This is a genomic window from Hymenobacter saemangeumensis (assembly GCF_039541835.1).
In the GTDB taxonomy this organism is placed as follows: Bacteria; Bacteroidota; Bacteroidia; order Cytophagales; family Hymenobacteraceae; genus Hymenobacter; species Hymenobacter saemangeumensis.
Genome location: NZ_BAABGZ010000026.1, coordinates 1 through 22,098, shown reverse-complemented (window position 1 = coordinate 22,098; position 22,098 = coordinate 1). Strand labels below are relative to the sequence as shown.

Genomic DNA, 22,098 nt, shown 5'->3' with positions numbered 1-22,098 from the left:
TGTGGTCTACACAATGGTGCCACGACTTTTTAGTCGTGGTACCACTAATTCATAGAACGAGCTTACGCCTGTCGTTCTGGGATATTAGTGGTACCACGAACCGCTGCGCGGAATTCGTGGCACCACCACGGTTTAGACCTCTGCCAAAAAATTCAGGCTTTTAACTTTTAGCCCTGGTGCGTTTCCACTGGCTCTTCATTACGTTTCCATTAGCCTGGACTTACTTTTGGGCTTCCGCATTCACCTGCTTGCTTTCCTATGGCTACTTCGCCCAACTCGCCCACCCTGCGCTCCTGGATTGACATCCCACCCCACCACGACTTTCCCATCCAGAACCTGCCCTTCGGCGTGTTCTTTACCGAGAGGCGGGGCCCGCGCCTGGCCGTGGCCATCGGCGACTACGCCCTGGACCTTTATGCCCTGAGCCAGTACGGCTTCTTCGAAGACCTGGCCGAGCTGGGCGATGCCCAGCCGCGGGTGTTCCGCCGCCGCTCCCTCAACGGCTTCCTGCGCCTGGGCCGCCCGGCCTGGCGGGCCGTGCGCCAGCGCGTGAGCGAGCTGCTGCGCCACGACAACCATAGCCTGCGCGACCACGAGGAAGCCGTGCGCGAATGCCTTGTGCGCCAGCGCGACGTGCAGATGCTGCGCCCGGTGAAGCCCAACAACTACACCGACTTCTACAGCAGCATCGAGCACGCCACCAACGTGGGCATCATGTTCCGCGACCCGGCCAATGCCCTGCTGCCCAACTGGCGCCACATTCCCATCGGCTACCACGGCCGCACCAGCAGCATCGTGGTGAGCGGCACCGACATCCGCCGCCCCAATGGGCAGCGCAAGGGCCCGGATGAGGCGCTGCCCACCTTCGGCCCCAGCCGGCAGCTGGACTTCGAGCTGGAAATGGCCTTCGTGGTGGGTCAGACCACGCAGCTGGGCCAGCCCGTGCCCATTGAGCAGGCCGAAGACCACATCTTCGGCCTCTGCCTGTTCAATGACTGGAGCGCCCGCGACCTGCAAAGCTGGGAGTACGTGCCGCTGGGCCCCTTCCTGGGCAAAAACTTCGGCAGCAGTGTGGCCCCCTGGGTGGTGACGCTGGATGCGCTGGAGCCCTTCCGCGTGGCCGGCCCCGTGCAGGAGCCCATGCCCCTGCCCTACCTGCAGCTGCCCGGCGCCCACAACTTCGACGTGCACCTGGAGGTGGCCCTGCGCCCCGAAGGCGGCCAAGAAACCACCATCAGCCGCTCGAACTTCGGACTCATGTACTGGAGCATGGCCCAGCAGCTGGCCCACCACGCCTCCAATGGCTGCAACCTCGAAGCGGGCGACCTGTACGCCTCCGGCACCATCTCCGGCACTACGCCCGACTCCCTGGGCTCCATGCTGGAGCTGGCCTGGCGCGGCACCCGCCCCATCCCACTAGCCGATGGCTCGGAGCGCAAATTCATTCAGGACGGCGACACCGTGACCATGCGCGGCTATGCCGAGAAGGATGGCGTGCGCATTGGGTTTGGCGAGGTGAGTGGAAAGGTGCTGCCGGCGCTGTAGGATAAATAGATAGGGGCAAGACAGCTTCTGTTGGTTGTCTTGCCCCTATTCACAGCATGTGTTCATATAGCTCCCATTATGCTTCATATTAACCACTGAGATGGATAAAGAGGTTAAAAAAGCTTATTTTGATAAGTTGAAAGACAATATCGACCGTTTCGGTTATCAACTAACTTACGTCTCAGCCCCAATTCCTTTTTGTTATTCAACTGGTATTTATCTGACGCACAAAATCCCCGAGATAATTATTTCATCCTTACCGCAAGGGATTTGTGCTGATATAGCAGATAATTACGTGGAAGCATTTAAAACAAAGATGGCAATTCCGCTTAATGAGCCATTAGATTTTTTAACAGATAAGTTTGCGGTTTATTTAATTGACGTGCCTGTTTCAAACTTGAAAGATTATGTCCTTTCCAGTGCAAAATTTTATGAAGAACAACCCTACAAGTACCTTCAGGCTGTCTATCCAGACACGAATGGCAATTTTCCAACTGAAACCGGCTACAATTATGACCAGGAGTTAATGGGCTATTTCATACCGAAAATATAACACTAATTGGCACATTCATAAAGTAGCGCTGCTAATTAAATCTAGTACCTTAATTTCTTTCTACAAATCCACACAGCACTTAATTAAAATCGATGAAAAGTTTATTTACTTTCCTATTCTTCATCCTGCTAAGCCAAGTGGCGTTTTCCCAGGAAATTGTCTACAAAAAAGATATTATTTCCGTCGATGGCAAAGACTGCTTAAAAGTCAATGACAGCGACCCGAATAACGTGTCTTTTCTGGATTTGGAGGGTAATGAAATATTCTTCCTAAAATTTATTCGCAACAGCAAGTACGCGCCCCTCTATACCAAAGTCACCTTCCTTAATCAGAAGCTGACCATGACGTCGAAGTCGTACATTTTCACGAAGAAGCTGCTGGTAAAAAAGCTAATAACCGATGGCACCCTGACGAATTGCGCGCTGGTGCCGGCCAAGGTGGAAAACTTCGTGCTCAAGTACGACGAGAACGTAGAAACGAATTAGCAAGCCGGTAGCTGGTGGAACCCCGCATTGAAACCCTGCCTGCCCGGCAGCTCATTGGCCTGAAGCTGACGATGTCGCTGGCGAATAATCAGACGAGCGTGCTTTGGCAGCGCTTTATGCCGCTGCTCCCGCAGGTGCCATACGCTGCAGGCCCGGAGCTGTACTCCTTGCAGGTGTATCCACTGGACTACTTCGCGGCCTTTAACCCAGGTCGGGAATTTGAAAAATGGGCCGCGGTCGCAGTTTTCGAATTGGGTACCGTGCCGGCGGGCCTGGAGTCGTTTCAATTGCCAGCGGGCTTGTATGCAGTTTTCTCTTACAAAGGCTCCAGCGCCGATACCTCCATCTATCAGTACATCTTCTCCTCCTGGCTGCCAGCTTCGGCCTATGTGCTGGACGACCGGCCCCAGTTCGAATTGCTTGGGGAGAAGTACCGGAACAACGACACCGCCTCGGAAGAGGGCATTTACATTCCCATTAAAAAAAGTAACGCTAGCAGGAGCTAGCGTTACTTTTTTAGGTCATCCGAAATTTTTGTTGTTTATAAGGCTTTTTGAACGTCATGCTGAAACGGGGCTTACCAATCAGCCGCTGCTAATGCATCCGGTAGTCCAGTACCGGCAGACTGGTCACAATCTCGCCTTCAAGCTTTAATAATTTCTGCCGGCGCACGTCCATTTCCTTAGCGTCGCAGTACAGCTTGGCCAGTTCCACATAGCTCACGAAATAGCCAGCTTCGGAAACTATCAGCTCGTAATGCCCTTTTGCTATTTCATCTAATTGCTATTTCATCGAGCGACAAGCCCATTCTGAGTTAATCGGCTTCCTTAGCCGGCTCCGGCTGCTTGGATTCTATTACCAGCTTACTGGCACCGGCCTTGGCGGCAATAACCTCCTTGCCCAGCTCCGACAGGGACTTACTGTCGTAGATTTTCATGGCCGTCGATACGTCAATGGCTTCCCGGGTTTGCTCGTCCAGGTCGAAGGTCAGGGTAATGAAGTTCAGGTGCACGCCCAGGGGCTCCAACACTTTGTTGGACTCCACAAACAGCTTGTTTTCCAATTCGGCCTGCTCCAGCTCTACAATGTCTTCGGAAAGCAATAGCCCTTTGCTGATGTCGCGGATGCGCTTGTCGATGACCATGTTCTCAGCGCCTTCAAACGCCTGCGGGTCCAGGGCGCCGTTGGAGTCGGCGTCCTTGTTGGCTTTGCCCAGGTATTTGGCCTGCTTGATAAACGCCAGGGGGTCGGTAATGGAATAGTCGTAGTCGATGTGCACGGCGGCCCGGACCCGGTCTTTGAAGTTCGACACGAAGCGGCTGTCGCCCTGCATGGGGTAGTTGGGCATTACTACCTTCATAAAGCAGGGGTTTCCTATACCTTTCGGTACCGACTCCCCGGCCACAATACGTTTCCAGCTCATGCCGCAGTCGGTGGAAACGACCACCTGCTGGTTGGATTTTGCATAGTTGCAGCCCTGTACTGCAATGGTCGCCGCGGCCAGGGCCAGGCCGGCAATTTTAGCTAGCTGAGACATTCTCGGGCTTTTCAGACGGCCTACCGGCCAAGTGCAATTGAATAGAATAAGGACTTAAAAACCGGGCAGAGGCTGCAGAAAATGCTAGTGCATCCGGTCGTCGCGCACAGGCAGGCTGGTCACAATCTCGCCTTCAATCTTCAACAATTCCTGCAGGCGCACATCTACCTCTTTCGGGTCGCAATATTCCTTGGCCAGGTCCACGTAGCTTACGAAGTGGCCGGCTTCGGACACCATCAGCTCGTAGTAAAATTTGCTCAGCTCGGGGTCGGGAATGTGTTTCCAGAGCAGCTTGAACCGCTCGCAGCTGCGGGCCTCGATGAGGGCCGACACCAGGAGCTGGTCCATGAGCTGGCGCTCGCGGGCGCCGCCCTTGCGCACGTGGGTGAGCAGCTGCACCACGTACTCATCCTTGCGGGGGCGGCCCAGGGCGTAGCCCCGCTTGCGCAGCTCCTCCAGCACCCGCTCGAAATGGGCCCACTCCTCGGCCACCAGGGCGGTCAACTCTTCCACCAGCCGGGCTTTCTCGGGGTAGTGGATAATCATGCTAATGCCGGTGCTGGCCGCTTTCTGCTCGCACCAGGCATGGTCGACGAGGATGTCCTCGATGTTTTTGCTGGCAATGTCGACCCAGCGCGGGTCGGTGTTGAGCTTAAGCTTGAGGATGGTTTTTTCTTTCATGACTTGATATAGTTGTCAGTTGCTCGTTGTTAGTTGTCAGATTGTTCTATAGGCCTATTCCTGACAACTGACAACTGACAACTGACAACTGACAACTGACAACTGACAACTGACAACTGACAACTGACAACTGACAACTGACAACTCCCCTAATTAAAGAAATTCCACTTCACGCCCAGGATGATACGCCGGGGGTAGCCGGTGTAGTAGGGTGTGGTGAAGTAGCCATCGTAAAACACGCCCTCGTTCACGTAGGCCCACTTCAGGAAGATGGAAACGGTTTTGATGTCGGCCACCAGGAACAGGTCCACGACGGGGTAGTTGCGGATGGTGAAGTTGTCCTGCACGTAGAACTGCTGGTTGCTGGGGCTGTAGTTGTAGGCCCGGAACGTCGACTGGTAGTACACCTCGGCCCCAATCTGGCTGAACATGGCTTTGCGGAAGATGTAGCTCTGGTAGTACAGGCGCGAGAACGTGACCAGGCGGGGAATGCGGATGGCCCGGCCGTCGCCGCCCTGGGTGTAGGTGGCCTGGTTGTCGAACGCCACCTTCCCAAACCGCACCCGGTGGCGCCCCGTGATGATGAGCAGCTGCTGGTCCTGGCCGGCCTCGAGCTGGGCAGGCTCGGCGTTGGGGCCGTAGTACACCAGGCGGCTGAGGTTGACGGCACTGCCGCTGGCTTCAACGAGGTGGTCGCTGAACAGGGGCAGGCGCTGGCTGACGCGCAGCGTGAGGTGGTCGGCAGTGGTGTTGCGGAAGCTGGAGTTGCCGTCCTCGTCCAGATTGCGCCAGGCGTAGTGGTTACCCACAAACTCCTGCTGGGTGAGCGTGGGCGAGTAAGAGGTGCGCAGCACTTCGGCCGAGAGCGGGCCGGTACGCACGGAGGCGCGGGCCCAATACTCATCGAAGAGCTTGTATTCGCCTGCAGCTTCGATGGCGTAGATTTTCCGGTAGTTGAAAGCAGCCGTGCCGCCCAGGAACACCTGGCCGAAGCTGCGGCGGGGGGCGGCCTCCATCAGGTTGAGGGAGTTGCCGGCGCTGCCCGGCTTCAGGGTTTGGGTGAGCAGCTCGGCATCGCGGCGGCGGGCGTAGAGGCGGTACTCCACGGCCTCGGTGCGGCCGAGCACGCCCAGGGTGTTTTCTATCTGCCGGTACTCGGCCCGGTCGAGCGTGGCGGAGAAGCTAAGGCGGGTGCGGGGGTAAAACAGCAGGCTGGCCGGGCGCCCCGTGATGTTGACGCGGGGCAGCTCGGTGTCGAGGTAGCTGTTGTACTGGCGGTGGCCGTCGAAGATGTGAAACAGGGTGAGGCCGCGGCTGAGCAGGCGGTAGGTTTGGGCAAAGTGCAGCCGGTCGCGGTCCTCGGTGTTGGCGGCCTTGAGCAGGTTGATGCTTTGGCGCTCGTACTTGAACAGGTCCTGGGGCCGGGTTTCGCCACTGAGCATGACTTCGCCCGTGGGCAGCCGTGTGACGTTGATAATGGGCCGGATGCCGCCCTGCTCGATGGCGCGGTGGCGCACGTTGCTGAAGTTGAACAGCAGGCGGTACCGGTCGTTCTCGGTCTGGTAGCGCCCGAAAAACAGCAGGTTGGAATGCTCTACCAGGCCCGAGCGGCCGTTGGCGGCCAGCACCTTGTTGGAAGCAAACCGCTCATAGGCCACGCCCACGCTGAAGTTTTTGCGCAGGCTGCGGCTGTAGCTGAACTCAAACACCTGCTCGCCTTCGCCCGACTGCACCACCCGAAAAAAGGAGTAGGGCGAGCGGGAGTCGTAGTAGGGAATGCTGCTGGCGTCGCGGGCGTACTTGTCGAACACGTTGCGGCCAAAGCGGGCGCCCAGCTGCAGGTTGGGCTGATAAAGCATGGGGCGCGAGGCCGTACCAATCTGCCCCAAATCCTGCTGAAAGGTGGTGTCGTGAAACCAGAAGCGGTGCTGGGTCCAGCGCGTAAGCGTGGTGTCGAGCATGGTGCCGCTGGTGGAGTCGCGCAGCACCTCGGCCTCGTAAATCACGCGGGTGGTTTTGGGCCCGTACAGCACCTTGGTGGAGTCGTCGAGCACCTGGGCCCGGGCCTGGCGGGGGCTGGCCAGCAGCAACAGGAAAGCGGCCAGCACAAGCAGCAGGACCGGCTTACCCGGCGCTTTCACGCGTCTACTGGCCACTAGGGGTAAAGAAGAATACAGCAAGAAGTTCAAGCAAACACTGTCAAAGCCGGGTAGAGGCTGCCTTTCCCCGGCGTATTATCTGAAGGGTAAACGCTTTACGGCTGCGGAGCCGGGGGCGGTGGTAAGCGGCGGCGCAGCTGCTCGGCGCCGTCGCCTAGCAACGCAGCCTGCACCGGAATAATATACAGGGGAAGGTCCGTCAGCACAGCAGCCAGGGCAGGCGCCTGCAGGCGGGTAGCGTCCTTTTCGGTGGTAAAAATAACCCGGCCCGGCTGCCAGTGACGGCGCAGGGCTTCAAAATCGCTGGGCTGGAAGCGGTGGTGGTCGGGAAAATCGGCGTGAAAGGCAATGGTGTAGCCGAGGCTTTCCAGGTAGTCGCGCAGCGGCCCGGGCTGGGCAATGCCGGTGAGCAGCAAGGCCGTAGCCGGGGGCGGCGGGCAGGGCGCCGGGCCCGGCGTCAGGGCGCGGGCTTCCCCGTAGGCATAGGCGGAGAAAAGCACCGGCGCCGTGGAATAAGCCCGGATGCGCTGGGTCACAGCTTGCCTGGTAGCCTCATCCAGCCCGGGCAGGCACTTGGTTACGACCACCACGTCGGCCCGCGCCGCGCCGGCCCGGCTTTCGCGCAGGCGGCCGGCGGGCAGCACGTAGTCGGCATAAAACGGCCGGGCCAGCTCCGTGAGCAGGATGTTGAGCGTGGGGCGCACGGCCCGGTGCTGGTAGGCATCGTCGAGCACCACCACGCTGACTTCCGGTTGCTGCTGCCGCAGCAGCAGCAACCCCAGGCGGCGCGCCTCGGCCACGGCGATGGGCACGCCGGCCGCGGCAAACTGCTGGTAGTACTGCCAGGGCTCGTCGCCGACGGTGGCGGCGGAGTCTTTGGGCGTGGCCAGGCGCGGGCCGCGGGTCTGGCGGCCGTAGCCGCGGCTGAGGATGGCCGGGCGGTGGCCCAGGCGCAGCAGCTCGGCCACCAGCCAGGCTACGTGCGGCGTTTTGCCGGTGCCGCCCACGCGCAGGTTGCCCACGTTGAGCAGGGGGACATCGAAAGATTCCGAAGCCTTCCAGCCCCAGTCGTACAGCTTGTTGCGCACGGCCAGCACGGCGGCGTAAAGCCAGGACAAGGGCAGCAGCAACCAGGTGAGCAGACGCGACATAAAGTGTACAAAAGTACGTCCGGATAAAGCGTGGCGTATAAGCCCGGGGGCGCCCCGCCCCGCTCCTATCTTTGCCCTGCCGCATGTCCAGCTTTTCCCACCGCCTGCTTGCCTTCCTGACCGGTTTTCCGGCCCCGGCCGCCCTGCCCGAGGGCGTGCAGGCCTACAACCCTTACCGGGAGCCCGAGGTGTTGCCCTTGCTTACGGAGTTCGCCCGGCGCTACTACGCTGGCAGCCAGGCCCGCGTGGCCCTGCTCGGCATCAACCCCGGCCGGCTGGGCGGCGGGCGCACCGGCGTGGCCTTCACCGACCCATTTGCCCTTACCCGGCACTGCGGCATCGCGCACGGCCTGCCCCTGAAGCAGCCCGAGCTGTCCAGCCAGTTTGTGTACAAAGTAGTGGAAGCCCTGGGCGGCCCCGGCATTTTCTACCAGCACTTCTACCTGGGCTCCATCTACCCGCTGGTGCTGCTGCGCCAGGGCCTGAACTACAACTACTACGACTCCCCCGCCCTGATTAAAGCCCTGTGGGACGACATGCGCCGCTCCCTGCGCCAGCAGGTGGAGGAAGTAGGCCTGCGCCGCGACGTGGCCGTGTGCCTGGGCAAGCGCAATGGCAAGTTCTTCCAGCAGCTCAATGATGAGCTAGGCCTATTCGACCAGCTACTCGTGCTCGACCACCCGCGCTACCTCATGCAGTACCGCCGCCGCGACCTCGACGCCAACGTGGCCCACTACGTGCAAACTCTGGGAGCCTGCCTGCCTGCCCACTAACTCATAACTCAAAACTCATAACTCAAAAGGTGCCTACCGTTCAAGACCTGGCGCGCCTGCTGGAAAGCCGCGCCCCCCTCGCCTACCAGGAAAGCTACGACAATGCCGGCCTGCAGTGCGGCGACCCGCGGGCCGAAGTAAAGGGCGTGCTTATCTCCCTGGACTGCACCCCGGCCATCGTAGCCGAAGCCCTGCGCCGGGGCTGCAACGTGGTGGTATGCCACCACCCCGTCATTTTCCGGCCGCTCAAGCGCCTTACCGGGGCCAATGAGGTGGAGCAGACCATCATCATGGCCCTGAAAAACGACGTGGCCATCTACGCCGCTCACACCAACCTCGACAACGTGCGCCAGGGCGTCAACGACAAGCTGGCCGACAAGCTGGGCCTGACAAAAACGCGCATTCTGGCGCCGCAGAGCGGCACCCTGGGCCGCCTTATCACCTACGTGCCCAACCGGCCCGAAGACCAGCAGGCCGACCTGGCCGGGCGCGTACTGGCCGCACTGTACCAGGCCGGGGCGGGCCAGGTGGGTGACTACAGCGAGTGCAGCTTCCGCACGGCCGGCACCGGCACCTTCACGCCCGGCAGCGGTACCCGGCCCGCCATTGGCAAGCCCCGGCAGGCCGAGCAGGTGGCGGAGCTGCGCCTGGAAGTGCTGCTGCCCCTGCACCGGCAAAGCGCCGTGCTGCAGGCCCTGCGCGCCGCCCATCCTTACGAGGAAGTGGCATACGAGCTGATTAAGCTCGAAAATACCCACCAGGACGTGGGCGCAGGCCTGGTGGGCGAGCTGGCGGAGCCCCTGGCCCCGGCGGCCTTCCGCCAGCTGTTGAAAGAGCGGCTGCAGGTGCCCGTGGTGCGCTTCACGGCCTTCGACAAGGAAATCAGAAAAGTAGCGCTGTGCGGCGGGGCCGGCGCCTTTCTGATTGGGGCCGCCCGCGCCGCCGGGGCCGACGCCTACGTGACCGGCGACGTGAAGTACCACGAGTTTTTTGGGGCCGAAGGCCGGCTCATGCTCTGCGACGTGGGCCACTTCGAAAGCGAGCAGTACACCGGCGAGGTGTTCGCCGATTTGCTAACGGCCGGATTTGAACGTACTTTTGCGGTCTTAATCGCCGAAACTAACACGAACCCCGTTCAGTATGACTGCTAAAAGTGCCGCCGTGGCCCCCGCTGATATTCCCGTAGCCGCCAAGCTCGAAGCCCTGCTCACCCTGCAGAGCCTCGATTCGCAGCTCGACGAAATCCGGCGCGTACGTGGCGATTTGCCCGAAGAAGTGCGGGATTTGGAAGATGAAATCGCCGGCTATGAAGTGCGCGTCAAGAAATTCGACGAGGAGATTCAGGCCCTGAACGACTTCATCAAGAGCCGCAAGCAAGCCAGCAAGGACGCTGAAAACCTCATCAAGAAGTACGATGAGCAGCAGCAGAACGTGCGCAACAACCGCGAGTACGAGGCCATTGCCAAGGAAATCGAGCTGCAGCGCCTGGAAATCCAGATTGCCGACAAGAAAATCAAGGAGGCTCAGTACCAGATTGACGTGAAAAACGCCGAAATCAGCGGTACCAAGCAGAAGCTCGACGAGCGCCGCAAGGACCTCGACAACAAGAAAGGCGAGCTCGAAACCATCGTTGCCGAAAACGAAGAGGAAGAGCGCACCATCCTGGTGCAGCGTGAGGATGCTACCAAGCCGGTGGAAGACCGCCTGCTGACGGCCTACACCCGCATCCGCGGCAACGTGCGCAACGGCCTGGCCGTGGTGCTGGTGCGCCGCGACGCCTGCGGCGGCTGCTTCAACACCGTGCCGCCCCAGCGCCAGGCCGACATTATCTCGCACAAGAAAATCATCGTGTGCGAGCACTGCGGCCGTATCCTGGCCGACGTGGAAGGCCGCAACAACGGCTAAGGGCCGGTTTCTTGTTGCTGGTTTCTAGCTACTGGTTATAAATTGAAAAAGGAACGGCAGTGCCGTTCCTTTTTTGTTGCTTGTTCGATGTATTTTTCCCCTGCCAGCTTCACGTCAAAAATGCCCCGCTCCCTTGTGCGGCAAGTTCGCATGCTAGCAGCGGTGGCCACTTCCGGCCTGCTTTTGGGCATGGCCAGCCCCGTTCAGCATACATCCTTTTTCCCAGAGAAAAGAGCTGGAGCCAACAACAAGAAACAAGAAACAAGAAACCAGGAACCCGAAACCAGCAACCAGGAACAGGAAGCCAGCAACGTTGCAGGCGCCCTCACCCCTACCAGCCGCCGGGCCTACGAGGAGGTGCTGAAGCTGCGCATCGGGCCGGCTCGCATGATGCTGCGGCCGGAGCTGGCCCTTACCCCCAACGCCCCCGCTCCCCTGCTGGTGGCCGACTGCGCCGACTTCGCCGAGCTGCTGGTATCGCAGGATGCTTCCCGCTACGAGGCCATTGTGGATGCCCAGCAGGCCCGCCTCAGCGCCCTGGGCAAGGCGCCGGCCAGTGCCCTGCGCGACTACGCCCGGGCGGAGATTCGCATGCACCTGGGCCTTAACCAGCTGGTGTTTCAGCACGAGGTGCTGGGTACCTGGAACCTGCGCCAGGCCTTTCAGCAGATGCAGGCCGTGGTGAAGCGCTACCCGACCTTTCTGCCGGCCCGCAAAACGCTTGGTATCTGCCAGTTTGCGGTGGGCTCCCTGCCCCAGGGCTACCACTGGCTGCTGCGCCTGCTCGGCCTGCCCGGCGACGTCGACGCGGGCCTGAAAAACCTGCAGCTGGCGGCAACCCAAAGGCACGACTTCCAGACCGAAAGCCAAATTTACCTGGCCCTGATTCGGGAAGCCTACCTCAAGCAGCCCGAAGAGGGCATTCGCCTGGCCGAGCGCCTGCACGCCCAGCAGCCCGACAACCTGCTGTTTACGTTTCTGCGCATCAGCTGCAACAAGCGCCAGCACCGGGCCGAAGCAGCCTTGGCTGCCTACGAAGCCCGCCCCCAGGGCCCGGGCTACCAGCCCCTGCCCTACCTGCGCCACATGGTGGCCGACCTGCTGCTCTACCAGGGCAGCTACGCGGCTTCGGAGCGGGAAAACCTGGCCTTTCTGCGCGAGTACAAGGGCCGCCACTACCGCAAGGACGCCGCCTTTAAGCTTTACCTGGCCGCCTGGCTGGGCGGGCAGCCGGCGGCCAGCGTGGCAGCTTACCGCCAGCAAATCAACCTGGCCGGTCCCACCGACGTGGAGGAAGACAACTACGCCCAGCAGTACTACAACAAAGCGCTGGCCCTGAACCCCATACTCACCAGGGCCCGGCTGCAGATTGACGGCGGCTACTACCGCCCCGCCCTGGCTACGCTGCGCACCTTCCGCGGCACGCCCACCACGCCGCAGCGCGACAACATCGAAAACCCCTACCGCTGGGCCCGCGCCCTGCACGGCCTGGGCCGCCTCGACTCAGCCCGCCTGGGCTATGAGCTGACGCTGAAGGTTTCCGGCGACAATGCCCCCTACTACTTTGCGCCGCAGGCCGCCCTGCAGCTGGGCTACCTCTGCCTGGCCGATGGGCAGCGGGCCCAGGCAAAAATGTACTTCGAGAAAGCCCTGAACTACCCCTGGCACGAGTACAAGAACAGTACCGATGCCAAAGCCAAGCTGGCCTTGCGCGAGCTGAAGTAGCTGCCGTAAGCCAGGAAGCTGCCCAAAGGCTCGTTTTCTGAGCTCAACGACTGCCGTAGCCTCCTCTCTCCTCCTACCTTTGGACCATGCTTACCGTCCCGCTTGCCCAGCTGCCCGCCGATTTTCGGGCCCGCGCGCTTCGCTGGGCTGCCCGCTTCGCTTACTGCGCCTACTTCGAGCCCAACGACCTAAGCTACCCCGAAGGCCCCTTTCAGCGCCTGCTGGCAGTGGCCGATTCGGCTGCTGATACGCCAGCCTCGCTGGTGGACCTGGAAGCCTGGCTGCAGCAGGCGCCGGGCTCGGCACCGGGCTGCGGCTTTATTACCTATGATGTCAAGAATGAGATTGAGGCGCTGAGCAGCTCCAACTACGCCGGGTTTAGCTGGCCGCAGCTGCACTTCTTCCGGCCTGAAACCTGGCTGCGCTGGCACAACGAGAGCCTGGAAATCTACGGGCAGACAACTGATGTGCTAGCCCAGATTTTGGCTTCGGAGCCGCAAGCTCCAGCTCCCCTGCAAGTGCCCTCCCTTACGCCGCGTCTGCCCCGGGCCGACTACCTGCAAGCCGTGGCCGCCGTGCGCGAAGACATTCTCAACGGCGAGGTGTACGAGCTCAACCTCTGCCAGGAATTTTACGCCGAAAACGTGGCCCTGGACCCGGTGGATGTTTTTCTGCGCCTGAATGCAGCCTCGCCCGCCCCTTTTGCGGGCTTCTACCGCCACCAGCAGCACTACCTGCTTTGCGCCTCGCCCGAGCGTTTTCTGGCCCACCGGCCGCCGTCCATTATTTCCCAGCCCATCAAAGGCACCATCCGGCGCGGCAGCACCCCGGCCGAAGACGAGCAGCAGCGCCACGCCCTGCTGCACGACGAAAAGGAGCGCGCAGAAAACCTGATGATTGTGGACCTGGTGCGCAACGACCTGGCCCGCGTGGCCCGCACCGGCACTGTGCGCGTGCCCGAGCTGTTCGGCCTCTATCCTTTCCGCCACGTCTGGCAGATGATATCCACCGTGGCGGCCGAGCTGCGCCCCGGTACCGGACTGGTAGATGTGCTGAAGGCCACCTTCCCCATGGGCTCCATGACCGGCGCCCCAAAAATCCGGGCCATGCAGCTCATTGAGCACTATGAGCGCAGCCGCCGCGGCCTCTACAGCGGCAGCATCGGCTATGTCTGGCCCAGTGGCGCGTTTGAGTTCAACGTGGTGATTCGCAGCCTGCAGTACCGGGCGGATACCGGCTACCTCTCGTTCCAGGTAGGCTCGGCCATCACCTACGACTCGGTGCCCGAGCGCGAGTACGAAGAGTGCCTGCTAAAAGCCCGCGCCATGCTGGAAGTGCTGGGAACGAGGGTAGTGGAGTAAGGGCTGCCTCAGCCTAAGGAACCTCACCCCCGGCCCCTCTCCCGCGGAGAGGGGAGCCGGACGATTAAAAGCGAAAGGGTATGTTACGAAGGCAACAAACCCTTTTATGATGGCAAATGCTACTATGAGAACAACCGGAACAGGCTCCCCTCTCTTTTGGAGAGGGGCCGGGGGTGAGGTTTCCCGGCCGTGGCCTTGCTGCCATTCTGTCATTTCAGCCCATAAGACGTATCTTTGTAATCCGCCCAAAAGTGAGTTTATCCATGTCCCAGCCTCTGTTAACCCTCGATTTTCTTGACAAGCAAGCCCCTGCCGCCGAGCACACGCCCAGCGGCGAGGTGCGCGTGAGCGCGGCCACCCGCACCGGCCGCGAGCGCAAGCTCTACATTGAGAGCTACGGGTGTCAGATGAACTTCTCCGACTCGGAAATCGTGTCCAGCATCCTGTTCGAGGAAGGCTTCGATACCACCGAGGACCTGGCCAACGCCGACCTGGTGCTGCTCAACACCTGCTCCATCCGCGAAAAGGCCGAGCAGACCGTGCGCATGCGCCTCAAGCAGATTAACTCCCACAAGAAGCGTCGCCCCGGCATGCTGGTGGGCGTGCTGGGCTGCATGGCCGAGCGCCTGAAAAGCAAGTTCCTGGAAGAAGAGAAAATCGTTGACCTGGTAGTAGGCCCCGACGCCTACCGCGACCTGCCCGGCCTGATTGCGCAAGTGGATAGCGGGCAGAAGGGCGTGAACGTGCTGCTGAGCCGCGACGAAACCTACGCCGACATCACGCCGGTGCGCCTGAACTCCAACGGCATCACGGCCTTCATCAGCATCATGCGGGGCTGCGACAACATGTGCTCGTTCTGCGTGGTGCCCTTCACCCGCGGGCGCGAGCGCAGCCGCGATGCCCACAGCATCGTGCGCGAAGCCAGCGACCTGGTGGCCCAGGGCTACAAGGAAGTAACCCTGCTAGGCCAGAACGTGGACTCCTACAAGTGGACCTCGGCCGATGGCGCCGAGCACGTCAACTTCGCCCAGCTGCTGGAAATGGTGGCCCTCATCAGCCCCGAGCTGCGTGTGCGCTTCTCCACCTCCCACCCCAAGGACATTACCGACGAGGTGCTGCATACCATGGCCCGGTACGACAACATCTGTAAGTACATTCACCTGCCGGCCCAGAGCGGCAACTCCCGCGTGCTCAAGCTGATGAACCGCACCTACGACCGGCCCTGGTACGAGGAGCGGGTGCTGGCCATCCGCCGCATCCTGGGAGAAGACTGCGCCATCTCGACCGACATGATTTCGGGCTTCTGCTCCGAAACCGAGGAGGAGCACCAGGACAGCCTCAGCCTGCTCGACTTCGTGCAGTACGACATGGGCTACAACTTCTTCTACTCGGAGCGCCCCGGCACCCTGGCCGCCCGCAAGCTCGCCGATGATATTCCGCTGGAAGTGAAAAAGCGCCGCCTGCAGGAAATCATCGACCGCCAGCAGCTGCACGCCCGCGCCCGCTACACCCGCATGGTTGGCAAGGTGCACCAGGTGCTGGTAGAAGGCCCCTCCAAACGCTCGGCCGAGCACCTGAGCGGCCGCAACAGCCAGAATCAAGTCGTGATTTTTCCGAAGGGTACGGCTAAGAAGGGCGACTATGTGAACGTACTAGCAACCAGCACAACTGGGGCGGCGCTGCTGGGCGAAGCTATTTAGTTGTCAGTTGTTCGTTGTCAGTTGTCAGCTTGTTCTTTTAAATAATCTTAACCGCGTCTGTGATGGAAAAGGCTTACACAGAATTAGCGGTTTGGCTTAAAAGCCGGCAATTAGCCTAGCGTACATATGAGCAAACACAAGGCTTCCCAAAAGAGGAATTGTTTGGGTTAACTAATCAAATGCGCCGGGCAGCTGTTTCTGTGCCCTCCAATATTGCAGAAGGATGTGGCCGGCAATCTTCAGCCGATACCGTTCGTTTTCTCTTCATTGCCCGCGGCTCCTTATTTGAACTTGAAACGCAGCTTTACTTAGCTAATGATTTAGGCTATTTAGCTGCACCACACCTGAGTGAACTACTGCAGGCACTCCATGAGTGTAAAAAACTGCTGCAGGGCTTCATTCGATACTATCGTTCACTTCCTCAGTCGTCACACACAGCCGAAGAAGCACCCGCTTATTTTCCTGACAACGGACAACTGACAACTGACAACTAAAACTTGACCCAACAAGAAATCCAATCTATCAAGCTCCGCTTCGGCATCATTGGCAACGCCCCTGCGCTGAACTACGCCATTCAGGTAGCGGCGCAAGTTGCGCCGACCGACATGACGGTGCTCATTACCGGCGAAAGCGGGTCGGGCAAGGAGTCGTTTTCCAAGATTATCCATGCGCTGTCGCCGCGCAAGCACGGGCAGTTCATTGCCATCAACTGCGGCGCTATCCCGGAGGGCACCATCGACTCGGAGCTGTTCGGGCACGAGAAAGGCTCCTTCACGGGCGCCAACGAGGCCCGTAAGGGTTACTTTGAGGTAACCAACGGCGGCACCATTTTCCTGGATGAGATTGGAGAGATGCCGCTGGGCACCCAGGCCCGCCTGCTGCGCGTGCTCGAAAACGGCGAGTTTATTCGGGTGGGCTCCAGCAAAGTGCAGAAAACCGACGTGCGCGTGGTGGCCGCCACCAACGTGAACCTGATGGAAAGCGTGCGCAACGGCCGGTTCCGCGAAGACCTGTACTACCGCCTGAGCACGGTGCCCATTACGGTGCCGCCCCTGCGCGAGCGCGGCGAGGATATTTACCTGCTGTTCCGCAAGTTCACGTCCGACTTCTCCGAGAAGCACCGCGTGAAGCCCATCACCCTGCTGCCCGATGCGGTGCAGCTGCTCAACCGCTTCCGCTTCCCCGGCAACATCCGCCAGCTCAAGAACATTGCCGAGCAGATTTCGGTGCTGGAGCTCGAGCGTGAGCTCGACGCCCGGCAGCTGGCCAAGTACCTGCCCGTGGAGCAAAGCAGCCAGCTGCCCATGCTGCTGGGTGCCGGCCAGGAAAGCCAGGCCGCCGGCTATTCCGAGCGGGACCTGATGTACAAAATCCTGTTCGACATGCGCCGCGACATGACGGACCTGAAAAAGCTGGTGCTGGAGCTGGCCGCCGGGCAGCGCCCCCACGACGCCCAGGAGCTGCTGCGCCAGAACAGCCACCTCTTCGCGGGCGCCGGCAGCACAGCCTACGAAACCGGCCATGCCAGCGAATATTTCCTGCCCGCCCCGTCCTCGGGCACACTAAACGTGGAGCCTGTCGTTAGCTACGACGATGACGAGAGCCACCGCGTGGAAGACATCTCCCACGAAACCGAGGAAGAAACCCTTTCCCTGGACGTGAAGGAAAAGGAAATGATACTCAAGGCTCTGAAAAAGCACAACAACAAGCGCAAGTACGCGGCCCACGACCTGGGCATCTCCGAGCGCACCCTCTACCGCAAGCTGAAGCAGTATGATTTGGAGCAGATTTAAGTTGGTGCTTAGTGCTCGGTGCTTGGTGCTTGGCCTTTTTGTACCACTGTGCTTTGCCCTCAGTGGCTGCGGGGTGTACTCGTTTAGCGGTACCAACATCGACCCGGCCGTTCGCACCTTCTCCATTCAGACCATCCAGAATAACTCGCCCACGGGGCCGGCATTTCTCACCCAGCGCTTCACGGAAGACATGAAGGACTACTTCCAGCGCAACACCAACCTGCAGATGGTGAACCGCGACGGCGACCTGCAGTTTGAGGGCGCCATCGTGGCCTACGACTTCTCGCCGGCCGCTATTCAGCAGGTGGGCGGCACCGATGTGGCGGGCCAAAACCGCCTGACCATTCAGGTGAAAATCCGCTTCGTCAACACCAAGGACGACACCCAAAGCTTCGACCAGACCTTCCAGAGCTTCGGCGACTTCCCTGCCAGCCAGGACATTGCCACGGTCAACAACGATCAAAACGCCGTGCGCCGCATCACCACCAACGTCATCACCGAGATTTTCAATAAATCGGTAGCTAACTGGTAAGGTTGAGTTATGAGTTATGAGTTATGAGTTATTAATTATGAATTATTAAAGCCGGACGGGGTGGTTCTGGACCTATTGTCCCGCCGCGCCTTACATTCGCCGCCCGGCTGGTAAGCAAATAATTCATAACTCATAATTAATAATTCCCTTCCATGACGCGCGCCACTCTCCTGCACATTCTCGACCACCCGGCGGCTATCAGCCCGGAGGAGGTGCGGGAGCTGGAGCAGCTGGCCCAGGCGTTTCCTTACTGCCAGACCGCGCATGTGCTGCTGGCCAAAGCCGCGCACGACCAGGGCACCATGCTGGCCGGGCAGCGCCTGCGGCGTGCCGCCACCTATGCCGCCGACCGCGAGCTGCTGCGCCGCCTGATGGAGCAGGTAGTAGAAGTGCCCGAACCCGTCATTGAGCCTGCTCTGGAAGAGCTTACTGCGCCAATCACGCCACCCGCTCCTTCCGAGCAGGTAGCCTCTCTGGAAGCGCCAGTTTCGGAAGCGGTGCCGGAGTTTGAGCCGGCAGCCCTGGCCGTGGCTGCTCCCGACCCGGAGCCCGAGCCCGTACCAGCTCCGCTGGCTGAGCCCGCACCCGTTGCGGCCCCCGTGGCAGAGACGAACCAGGAGCTTATGGCTGACGCAGCAGCGCCGGAGCCTGCGGAAGCGGTGGCCACGGAGGTCACCGCCACCCAGGAGGCTGCTGCCGAATTTACCGCGCCGACACCCGAGCAGACGGAGCCACCCCTAATTCCGGAGCCAGACCCCCTGGCCGAGGCGGGGGCCGACCTGCCTGCTGCCGCCCCGCCCATTCGCCCGCCGGTGGAGCAGGGCGCCGCCCGCTTTGAGTTTGGCCTGAGCGAGCCTTCCTCCCTGCCGGCTACGCCCTATGTGCTGCCCGGTCTGGAAGAGGAAACGGAAATACTGCTGCCCGACCCGAAGCCGGCTGCCGCCCCCGGCCGGGCAGCCCCAGCCCTGACCCCGGCAGCCTTTATAGCTGACGAAAGCATTGGCTATGGCCTGCCCATGGGGAGCCGCTTCGGCTTTGCCATGATGACCCAGCCCGAGCAGCTGCCTGCCGGCACTTCCTGGGATGTGCCCGCCGCCCTGCCGCCGCCGGGCTCCTTTTTCGAGCCCGACCTGCTGCTGGCTGAGCATTGGGCCGAGCACCGCCCCGCCCCGGCGCCCAGCTCGCTCGACCTGATAAACAACTTCCTGCGGCGCCAGCCCCGCCTGACCCGGCCCGCGGCGCCTACCCCCATGACCGAAGCCCAGGCCCAGGCCGACCTGAGCGTGCGCAGCACCCGCCCCGAGCCCGAGCTGGCATCCGAAAGCCTGGCCCGCATCCTGGCCCGCCAGGGGAAGAACGAGCGCGCGATTGAGATTTACCAGCGCCTGATGGCCAAACAGCCGGAGAAAGCCGCCTACTTCACCGCGCAGATTCAGCAGCTTCAGCCCCCCAGCATGCCCAGTTAAGGCCGCCTAAAGGGCTAATTGTACCTGGGCCGCTATACCGGGCAAGGGCGCAAGGCGTCCAGCAAGTCAGGCTGCACTTCTACAGGCTTGGCAGGAGGCCGCAACCATGTGTATATTGCTTGCTCCCGCTCAGAGCTTCTACTGCCTACGTGCTGCCTATGCCTCCACTTCTACTCAACGCCTGGCTGGACATGGTGATAGAAGAGCCTGCGGCAGCAGGAGTGTCGCCCATCAGCCCACGGGCCGAGGCAGAAGCTCAGGTGGCTTTCAGACCCTGCTCCGCCGTTATTGATTTGGCCCTCGGCTGGTCACTGGCCCGCCCGGTACGGGCTCATGGGCACGGATACAGGATGAGGGAACATAAGGTGAAGGCCGCCGCCCCTTTGGTACTGTGGCAGTCAGGTGCCGTCACCTGCCGCGAGGAGGCTTTTCAGGTGAATCACCGCCCAGCCGAAGCGGCCCCATTTCTGAAAACCAAGCGGGCCTTGAATGGTGCCCCCGCGGCCACGTCCTTCAGGCGAGTGCGCTGCGGGCACTGGCTTAAGAACAGTTAGGCCGTCAAACATTAGGTATCCCAAACACCCTTTCTACTAATTCCCATGGCGCAGATTCTGATTGTTGAAGACGAGTTTATAATTGCCGAGCACCTACGGGCCATCCTGGAGGGCATGGGGCACGAAGTAGTGGGCGTAGCCGACCGCGCCACCGAGGCGCTGGCTATACTCCGGAGCCTGCCTGCGCTACCCGCCGTGGCCCTGCTCGACATTACCCTGCGGGGGGAGCTCGACGGCATCGACCTGGCCGGGCGCCTGCGGGCGGAGTTTGGCTTGCCCTTCGTGTTCGTCACCTCCCTGGCCGACGCTGCCACTGTAGCCCGCGCCAAGCTGGCTCGCCCCCTGGGGTATCTGGTAAAGCCTTTCGACGAGCAGGAAGTATTTGTAGCCCTGGAAATGGCCCTCGATGCCGTGGCCCCGGCGGCCGGCACCGCTGCACCGGCCGCTCCATTGCCCCCCGCTCCCACCAGCCTCTTTGTGCGCGACCACAAGCAGCTGGTGAAGGTGGCCTTTGCCGACCTCTGCTGGCTGGAAGCCGATGGCAACTACACCACGCTCCATACCCGGTCGGGCCAGCGCTACACGGCCGTAGCCTCCCTCAAGCAGGTTGAGGAACACCTGCCGCCGGCTGACTTTCTGCGCATTCATAAGTCGTATCTGGTGGCCCTGGCCCATATCACGGCAGTCGACGGACAGGCCGTAACGGTAGCCGGGCAGAGCGTGCCCGTGGGCCGCACCTACCAATCGGCCCTGATGAGCAGACTCAACCTGCTCGGTGGGTCCACAGTTAGCTAACGCTGGCATGTTTCCCTCGCCCCTGCGCTGGCGCTGCTGCCTCACGGTACTGACGCTGCTTACAGCCACCGTCGGCGGCTGGGCCCAGACCGGCCCCGCGGCCCGGGTGCAGGCCCTGCTGGCAGCCAGCCAGCGCAAGCTCACTACCGACACGGCCGCTTCCCGACGCACGGCCCAGCAGGCGTATGCCCTGGCCCGCACTGCCGGGCTCGACACACTGTCAACCCTGGCCCACGTGCAACTGGGAATGTGTGGGGTGGCAGATACGACCCGCGCCAACTGGGCGCTGGCTCACCTGCGCGCAGCCCGCCGCTCAGCTTATACGCAGGCGCTGCGTAGCGCACTGGCCCGCTCGTACCGGGGCGAGGGCAATGTGGAAGAGAACCGGAAAAACCTGGCAGCAGCCCGCACTGCCTATGGAACCGAGATAAAGTTGTGGCGACAGATGGGTAACCAGAAAGAGCTGGCAACGGCCCACAACAATCTGGGCAGAATTTACAGAGAGGAAGGACACTACTCAGAGGCAATGCAGGCATATCTGCAGGGCCTGCAGCTGGCCGAAAGCTCCTCAAACCAGTCTGCTCAAATTGCAATCCTGCATAACTTGGGTAGCTTAAGTCAACTGCTCCACGACCCCGCCGCCGGGGTTGAGTACAGCCGTCGGGCGCTGACGCTGCTGAACAAGCAGCCCCGGCCTGATACCTTGGTCCTAATCGGGATTCATTCCTTGCTTAGCATTTTATACGTGGACCAGCAGCAATATCAGCAGGCGCGACCGCACTTGCAGACCGGCATCAAACTGGCTCGGCAGCAGCGTTCCGCTCAGGCGCTCGACTGGCTCGGCTACTTGGAATACGGTATGGGGGATGTAGCCGCGTCTGAGCAGAACTACCGTAAAGCCGAACGCCATTACTTAAATTCAGCCAATCTATTTGCGCGCACAGGCCTGATTACCCAGCAGGGCGATGCCCTCTACGCCTTGGCTGAAGTGCAGCTGCAACACGGGCAACGGGCCGTGGCGCTGCAGTCGGCCCGGCAGGCACTGGCGCTGAGCCGGCAGTTTAAAGTACCCAATGACCTGGCCAGGGCCTATGCAGATTTTGCCCAATTCAGCGCAAAAAGCGGCGACTTTGCTACAGCATACGCTTACCAAAGCCGGGGCCAGGCCATCAAGGACTCCTTGTTTACAGCCGAGAAAGCCGAGCAGATGGCCGAGCTGCGTACGCGCTACGAATCCGAGCAAAAGGAAGCGCAGCTGCGGCAGCTACGCGGCGAAGCGGCCTTGCAGCGGGCCGAGGCGAGCTGGCAGCGGCAGTACCGCAACCTGCTGGCCGGGGCCCTGCTGGTGGTGGGCCTGCTCGGGGCGGCCTCCTACCGCCGCTA

General features: G+C 61.1%; 19 protein-coding genes and 1 pseudogene. 16 read left to right on the top strand and 4 right to left on the bottom strand.

Annotation, left to right across the window (positions count from 1 at the left end; all coding sequences use genetic code 11):
- The first annotated feature begins 258 nt into the window (after positions 1-258).
- The 4 genes from fahA (at position 259) to ABD919_RS11735 (ending at position 3,089) form a co-directional block, all read left to right on the top strand.
- Positions 259-1,545 (top strand): fumarylacetoacetase, encoded by a 1,287-nt coding sequence (gene fahA, locus ABD919_RS11750; protein ID WP_345236204.1) that lies wholly within the window; start codon positions 259-261, stop codon positions 1,543-1,545.
- Between the two features lie 100 nt (positions 1,546-1,645).
- On the top strand, positions 1,646-2,098 hold the full coding sequence (locus ABD919_RS11745; protein WP_345236203.1) for a DUF4262 domain-containing protein: 453 nt from the start codon (positions 1,646-1,648) through the stop codon (positions 2,096-2,098).
- Positions 2,099-2,190: 92 nt separating this feature from the next.
- Positions 2,191-2,583 carry a hypothetical protein gene (locus tag ABD919_RS11740; RefSeq protein WP_345236202.1) on the top strand — a complete coding sequence of 131 codons (393 nt, stop codon included), beginning with the start codon at positions 2,191-2,193 and terminating at the stop codon, positions 2,581-2,583.
- 14 nt (positions 2,584-2,597) lie between these two features.
- Positions 2,598-3,089 carry a GyrI-like domain-containing protein gene (locus ABD919_RS11735; RefSeq protein ID WP_345236201.1) on the top strand — a complete coding sequence of 164 codons (492 nt, stop codon included), beginning with the start codon at positions 2,598-2,600 and terminating at the stop codon, positions 3,087-3,089.
- Positions 3,090-3,397: 308 nt separating this feature from the next.
- Here the strand turns inward: ABD919_RS11735 and ABD919_RS11730 are convergent, their stop codons facing one another.
- The 4 genes from ABD919_RS11730 to lpxK form a co-directional block, all read right to left on the bottom strand.
- Positions 3,398-4,120: a hypothetical protein gene (locus tag ABD919_RS11730; RefSeq protein WP_345236200.1), complete on the bottom strand. Its 723-nt coding sequence runs from the start codon at positions 4,118-4,120 to the stop codon at positions 3,398-3,400.
- Positions 4,121-4,204: 84 nt separating this feature from the next.
- On the bottom strand, positions 4,205-4,801 hold the full coding sequence (locus ABD919_RS11725) for a MiaE family protein (protein WP_345236199.1): 597 nt from the start codon (positions 4,799-4,801) through the stop codon (positions 4,205-4,207).
- 149 nt (positions 4,802-4,950) lie between these two features.
- Positions 4,951-6,957, bottom strand: a complete 2,007-nt coding sequence (locus ABD919_RS11720; RefSeq protein WP_345236198.1) for a putative porin — start codon at positions 6,955-6,957, stop codon at positions 4,951-4,953.
- Positions 6,958-7,055: 98 nt separating this feature from the next.
- The gene (lpxK, locus tag ABD919_RS11715; protein ID WP_345236197.1) at positions 7,056-8,111 is read right to left on the bottom strand and encodes a tetraacyldisaccharide 4'-kinase; all 1,056 of its coding nucleotides are present in this window, start codon (positions 8,109-8,111) and stop codon (positions 7,056-7,058) included.
- Between the two features lie 83 nt (positions 8,112-8,194).
- Between lpxK and ABD919_RS11710 the strand changes: the two genes are divergently transcribed.
- The 12 genes and pseudogenes from ABD919_RS11710 to ABD919_RS11655 form a co-directional block, all read left to right on the top strand.
- Positions 8,195-8,884 carry a uracil-DNA glycosylase family protein gene (locus ABD919_RS11710; RefSeq protein WP_345236196.1) on the top strand — a complete coding sequence of 230 codons (690 nt, stop codon included), beginning with the start codon at positions 8,195-8,197 and terminating at the stop codon, positions 8,882-8,884.
- 29 nt (positions 8,885-8,913) lie between these two features.
- Positions 8,914-10,035 carry a Nif3-like dinuclear metal center hexameric protein gene (locus ABD919_RS11705; protein ID WP_345236195.1) on the top strand — a complete coding sequence of 374 codons (1,122 nt, stop codon included), beginning with the start codon at positions 8,914-8,916 and terminating at the stop codon, positions 10,033-10,035.
- On the top strand, positions 10,025-10,789 hold the full coding sequence (locus tag ABD919_RS11700) for a zinc ribbon domain-containing protein (RefSeq protein ID WP_345236194.1): 765 nt from the start codon (positions 10,025-10,027) through the stop codon (positions 10,787-10,789). Before ABD919_RS11705 ends, ABD919_RS11700 begins: the two co-directional genes overlap by 11 nt.
- Before the next feature lie 120 nt (positions 10,790-10,909).
- Complete coding sequence (locus ABD919_RS11695; RefSeq protein ID WP_345236193.1) at positions 10,910-12,514, top strand: tetratricopeptide repeat protein; 1,605 nt, start codon at positions 10,910-10,912, stop codon at positions 12,512-12,514.
- 86 nt (positions 12,515-12,600) lie between these two features.
- On the top strand, positions 12,601-13,875 hold the full coding sequence (locus tag ABD919_RS11690; RefSeq protein WP_345236192.1) for an anthranilate synthase component I family protein: 1,275 nt from the start codon (positions 12,601-12,603) through the stop codon (positions 13,873-13,875).
- A 263-nt stretch (positions 13,876-14,138) separates the two neighbouring features.
- Positions 14,139-15,575, top strand: a complete 1,437-nt coding sequence (gene miaB, locus ABD919_RS11685; RefSeq protein ID WP_345236191.1) for a tRNA (N6-isopentenyl adenosine(37)-C2)-methylthiotransferase MiaB — start codon at positions 14,139-14,141, stop codon at positions 15,573-15,575.
- 134 nt (positions 15,576-15,709) lie between these two features.
- Positions 15,710-16,069, top strand: a pseudogene (locus ABD919_RS11680) (four helix bundle protein); the annotation flags it as partial.
- Positions 16,070-16,072: 3 nt separating this feature from the next.
- The gene (locus tag ABD919_RS11675) at positions 16,073-17,368 is read left to right on the top strand and encodes a sigma-54 interaction domain-containing protein (protein WP_345236190.1); all 1,296 of its coding nucleotides are present in this window, start codon (positions 16,073-16,075) and stop codon (positions 17,366-17,368) included.
- A 25-nt stretch (positions 17,369-17,393) separates the two neighbouring features.
- Positions 17,394-17,900 (top strand): LptE family protein, encoded by a 507-nt coding sequence (locus ABD919_RS11670; RefSeq protein WP_345236221.1) that lies wholly within the window; start codon positions 17,394-17,396, stop codon positions 17,898-17,900.
- 152 nt (positions 17,901-18,052) lie between these two features.
- Positions 18,053-19,366, top strand: coding sequence for a hypothetical protein (locus ABD919_RS11665; protein WP_345236189.1), 1,314 nt, complete (start codon positions 18,053-18,055; stop codon positions 19,364-19,366).
- 599 nt (positions 19,367-19,965) lie between these two features.
- Positions 19,966-20,715 carry a LytR/AlgR family response regulator transcription factor gene (locus ABD919_RS11660; RefSeq protein WP_345236188.1) on the top strand — a complete coding sequence of 250 codons (750 nt, stop codon included), beginning with the start codon at positions 19,966-19,968 and terminating at the stop codon, positions 20,713-20,715.
- Positions 20,716-20,722: 7 nt separating this feature from the next.
- Positions 20,723-22,098: tetratricopeptide repeat protein (locus tag ABD919_RS11655; protein ID WP_345236187.1), on the top strand; the 1,376-nt coding region annotated here is incomplete at its 3' end.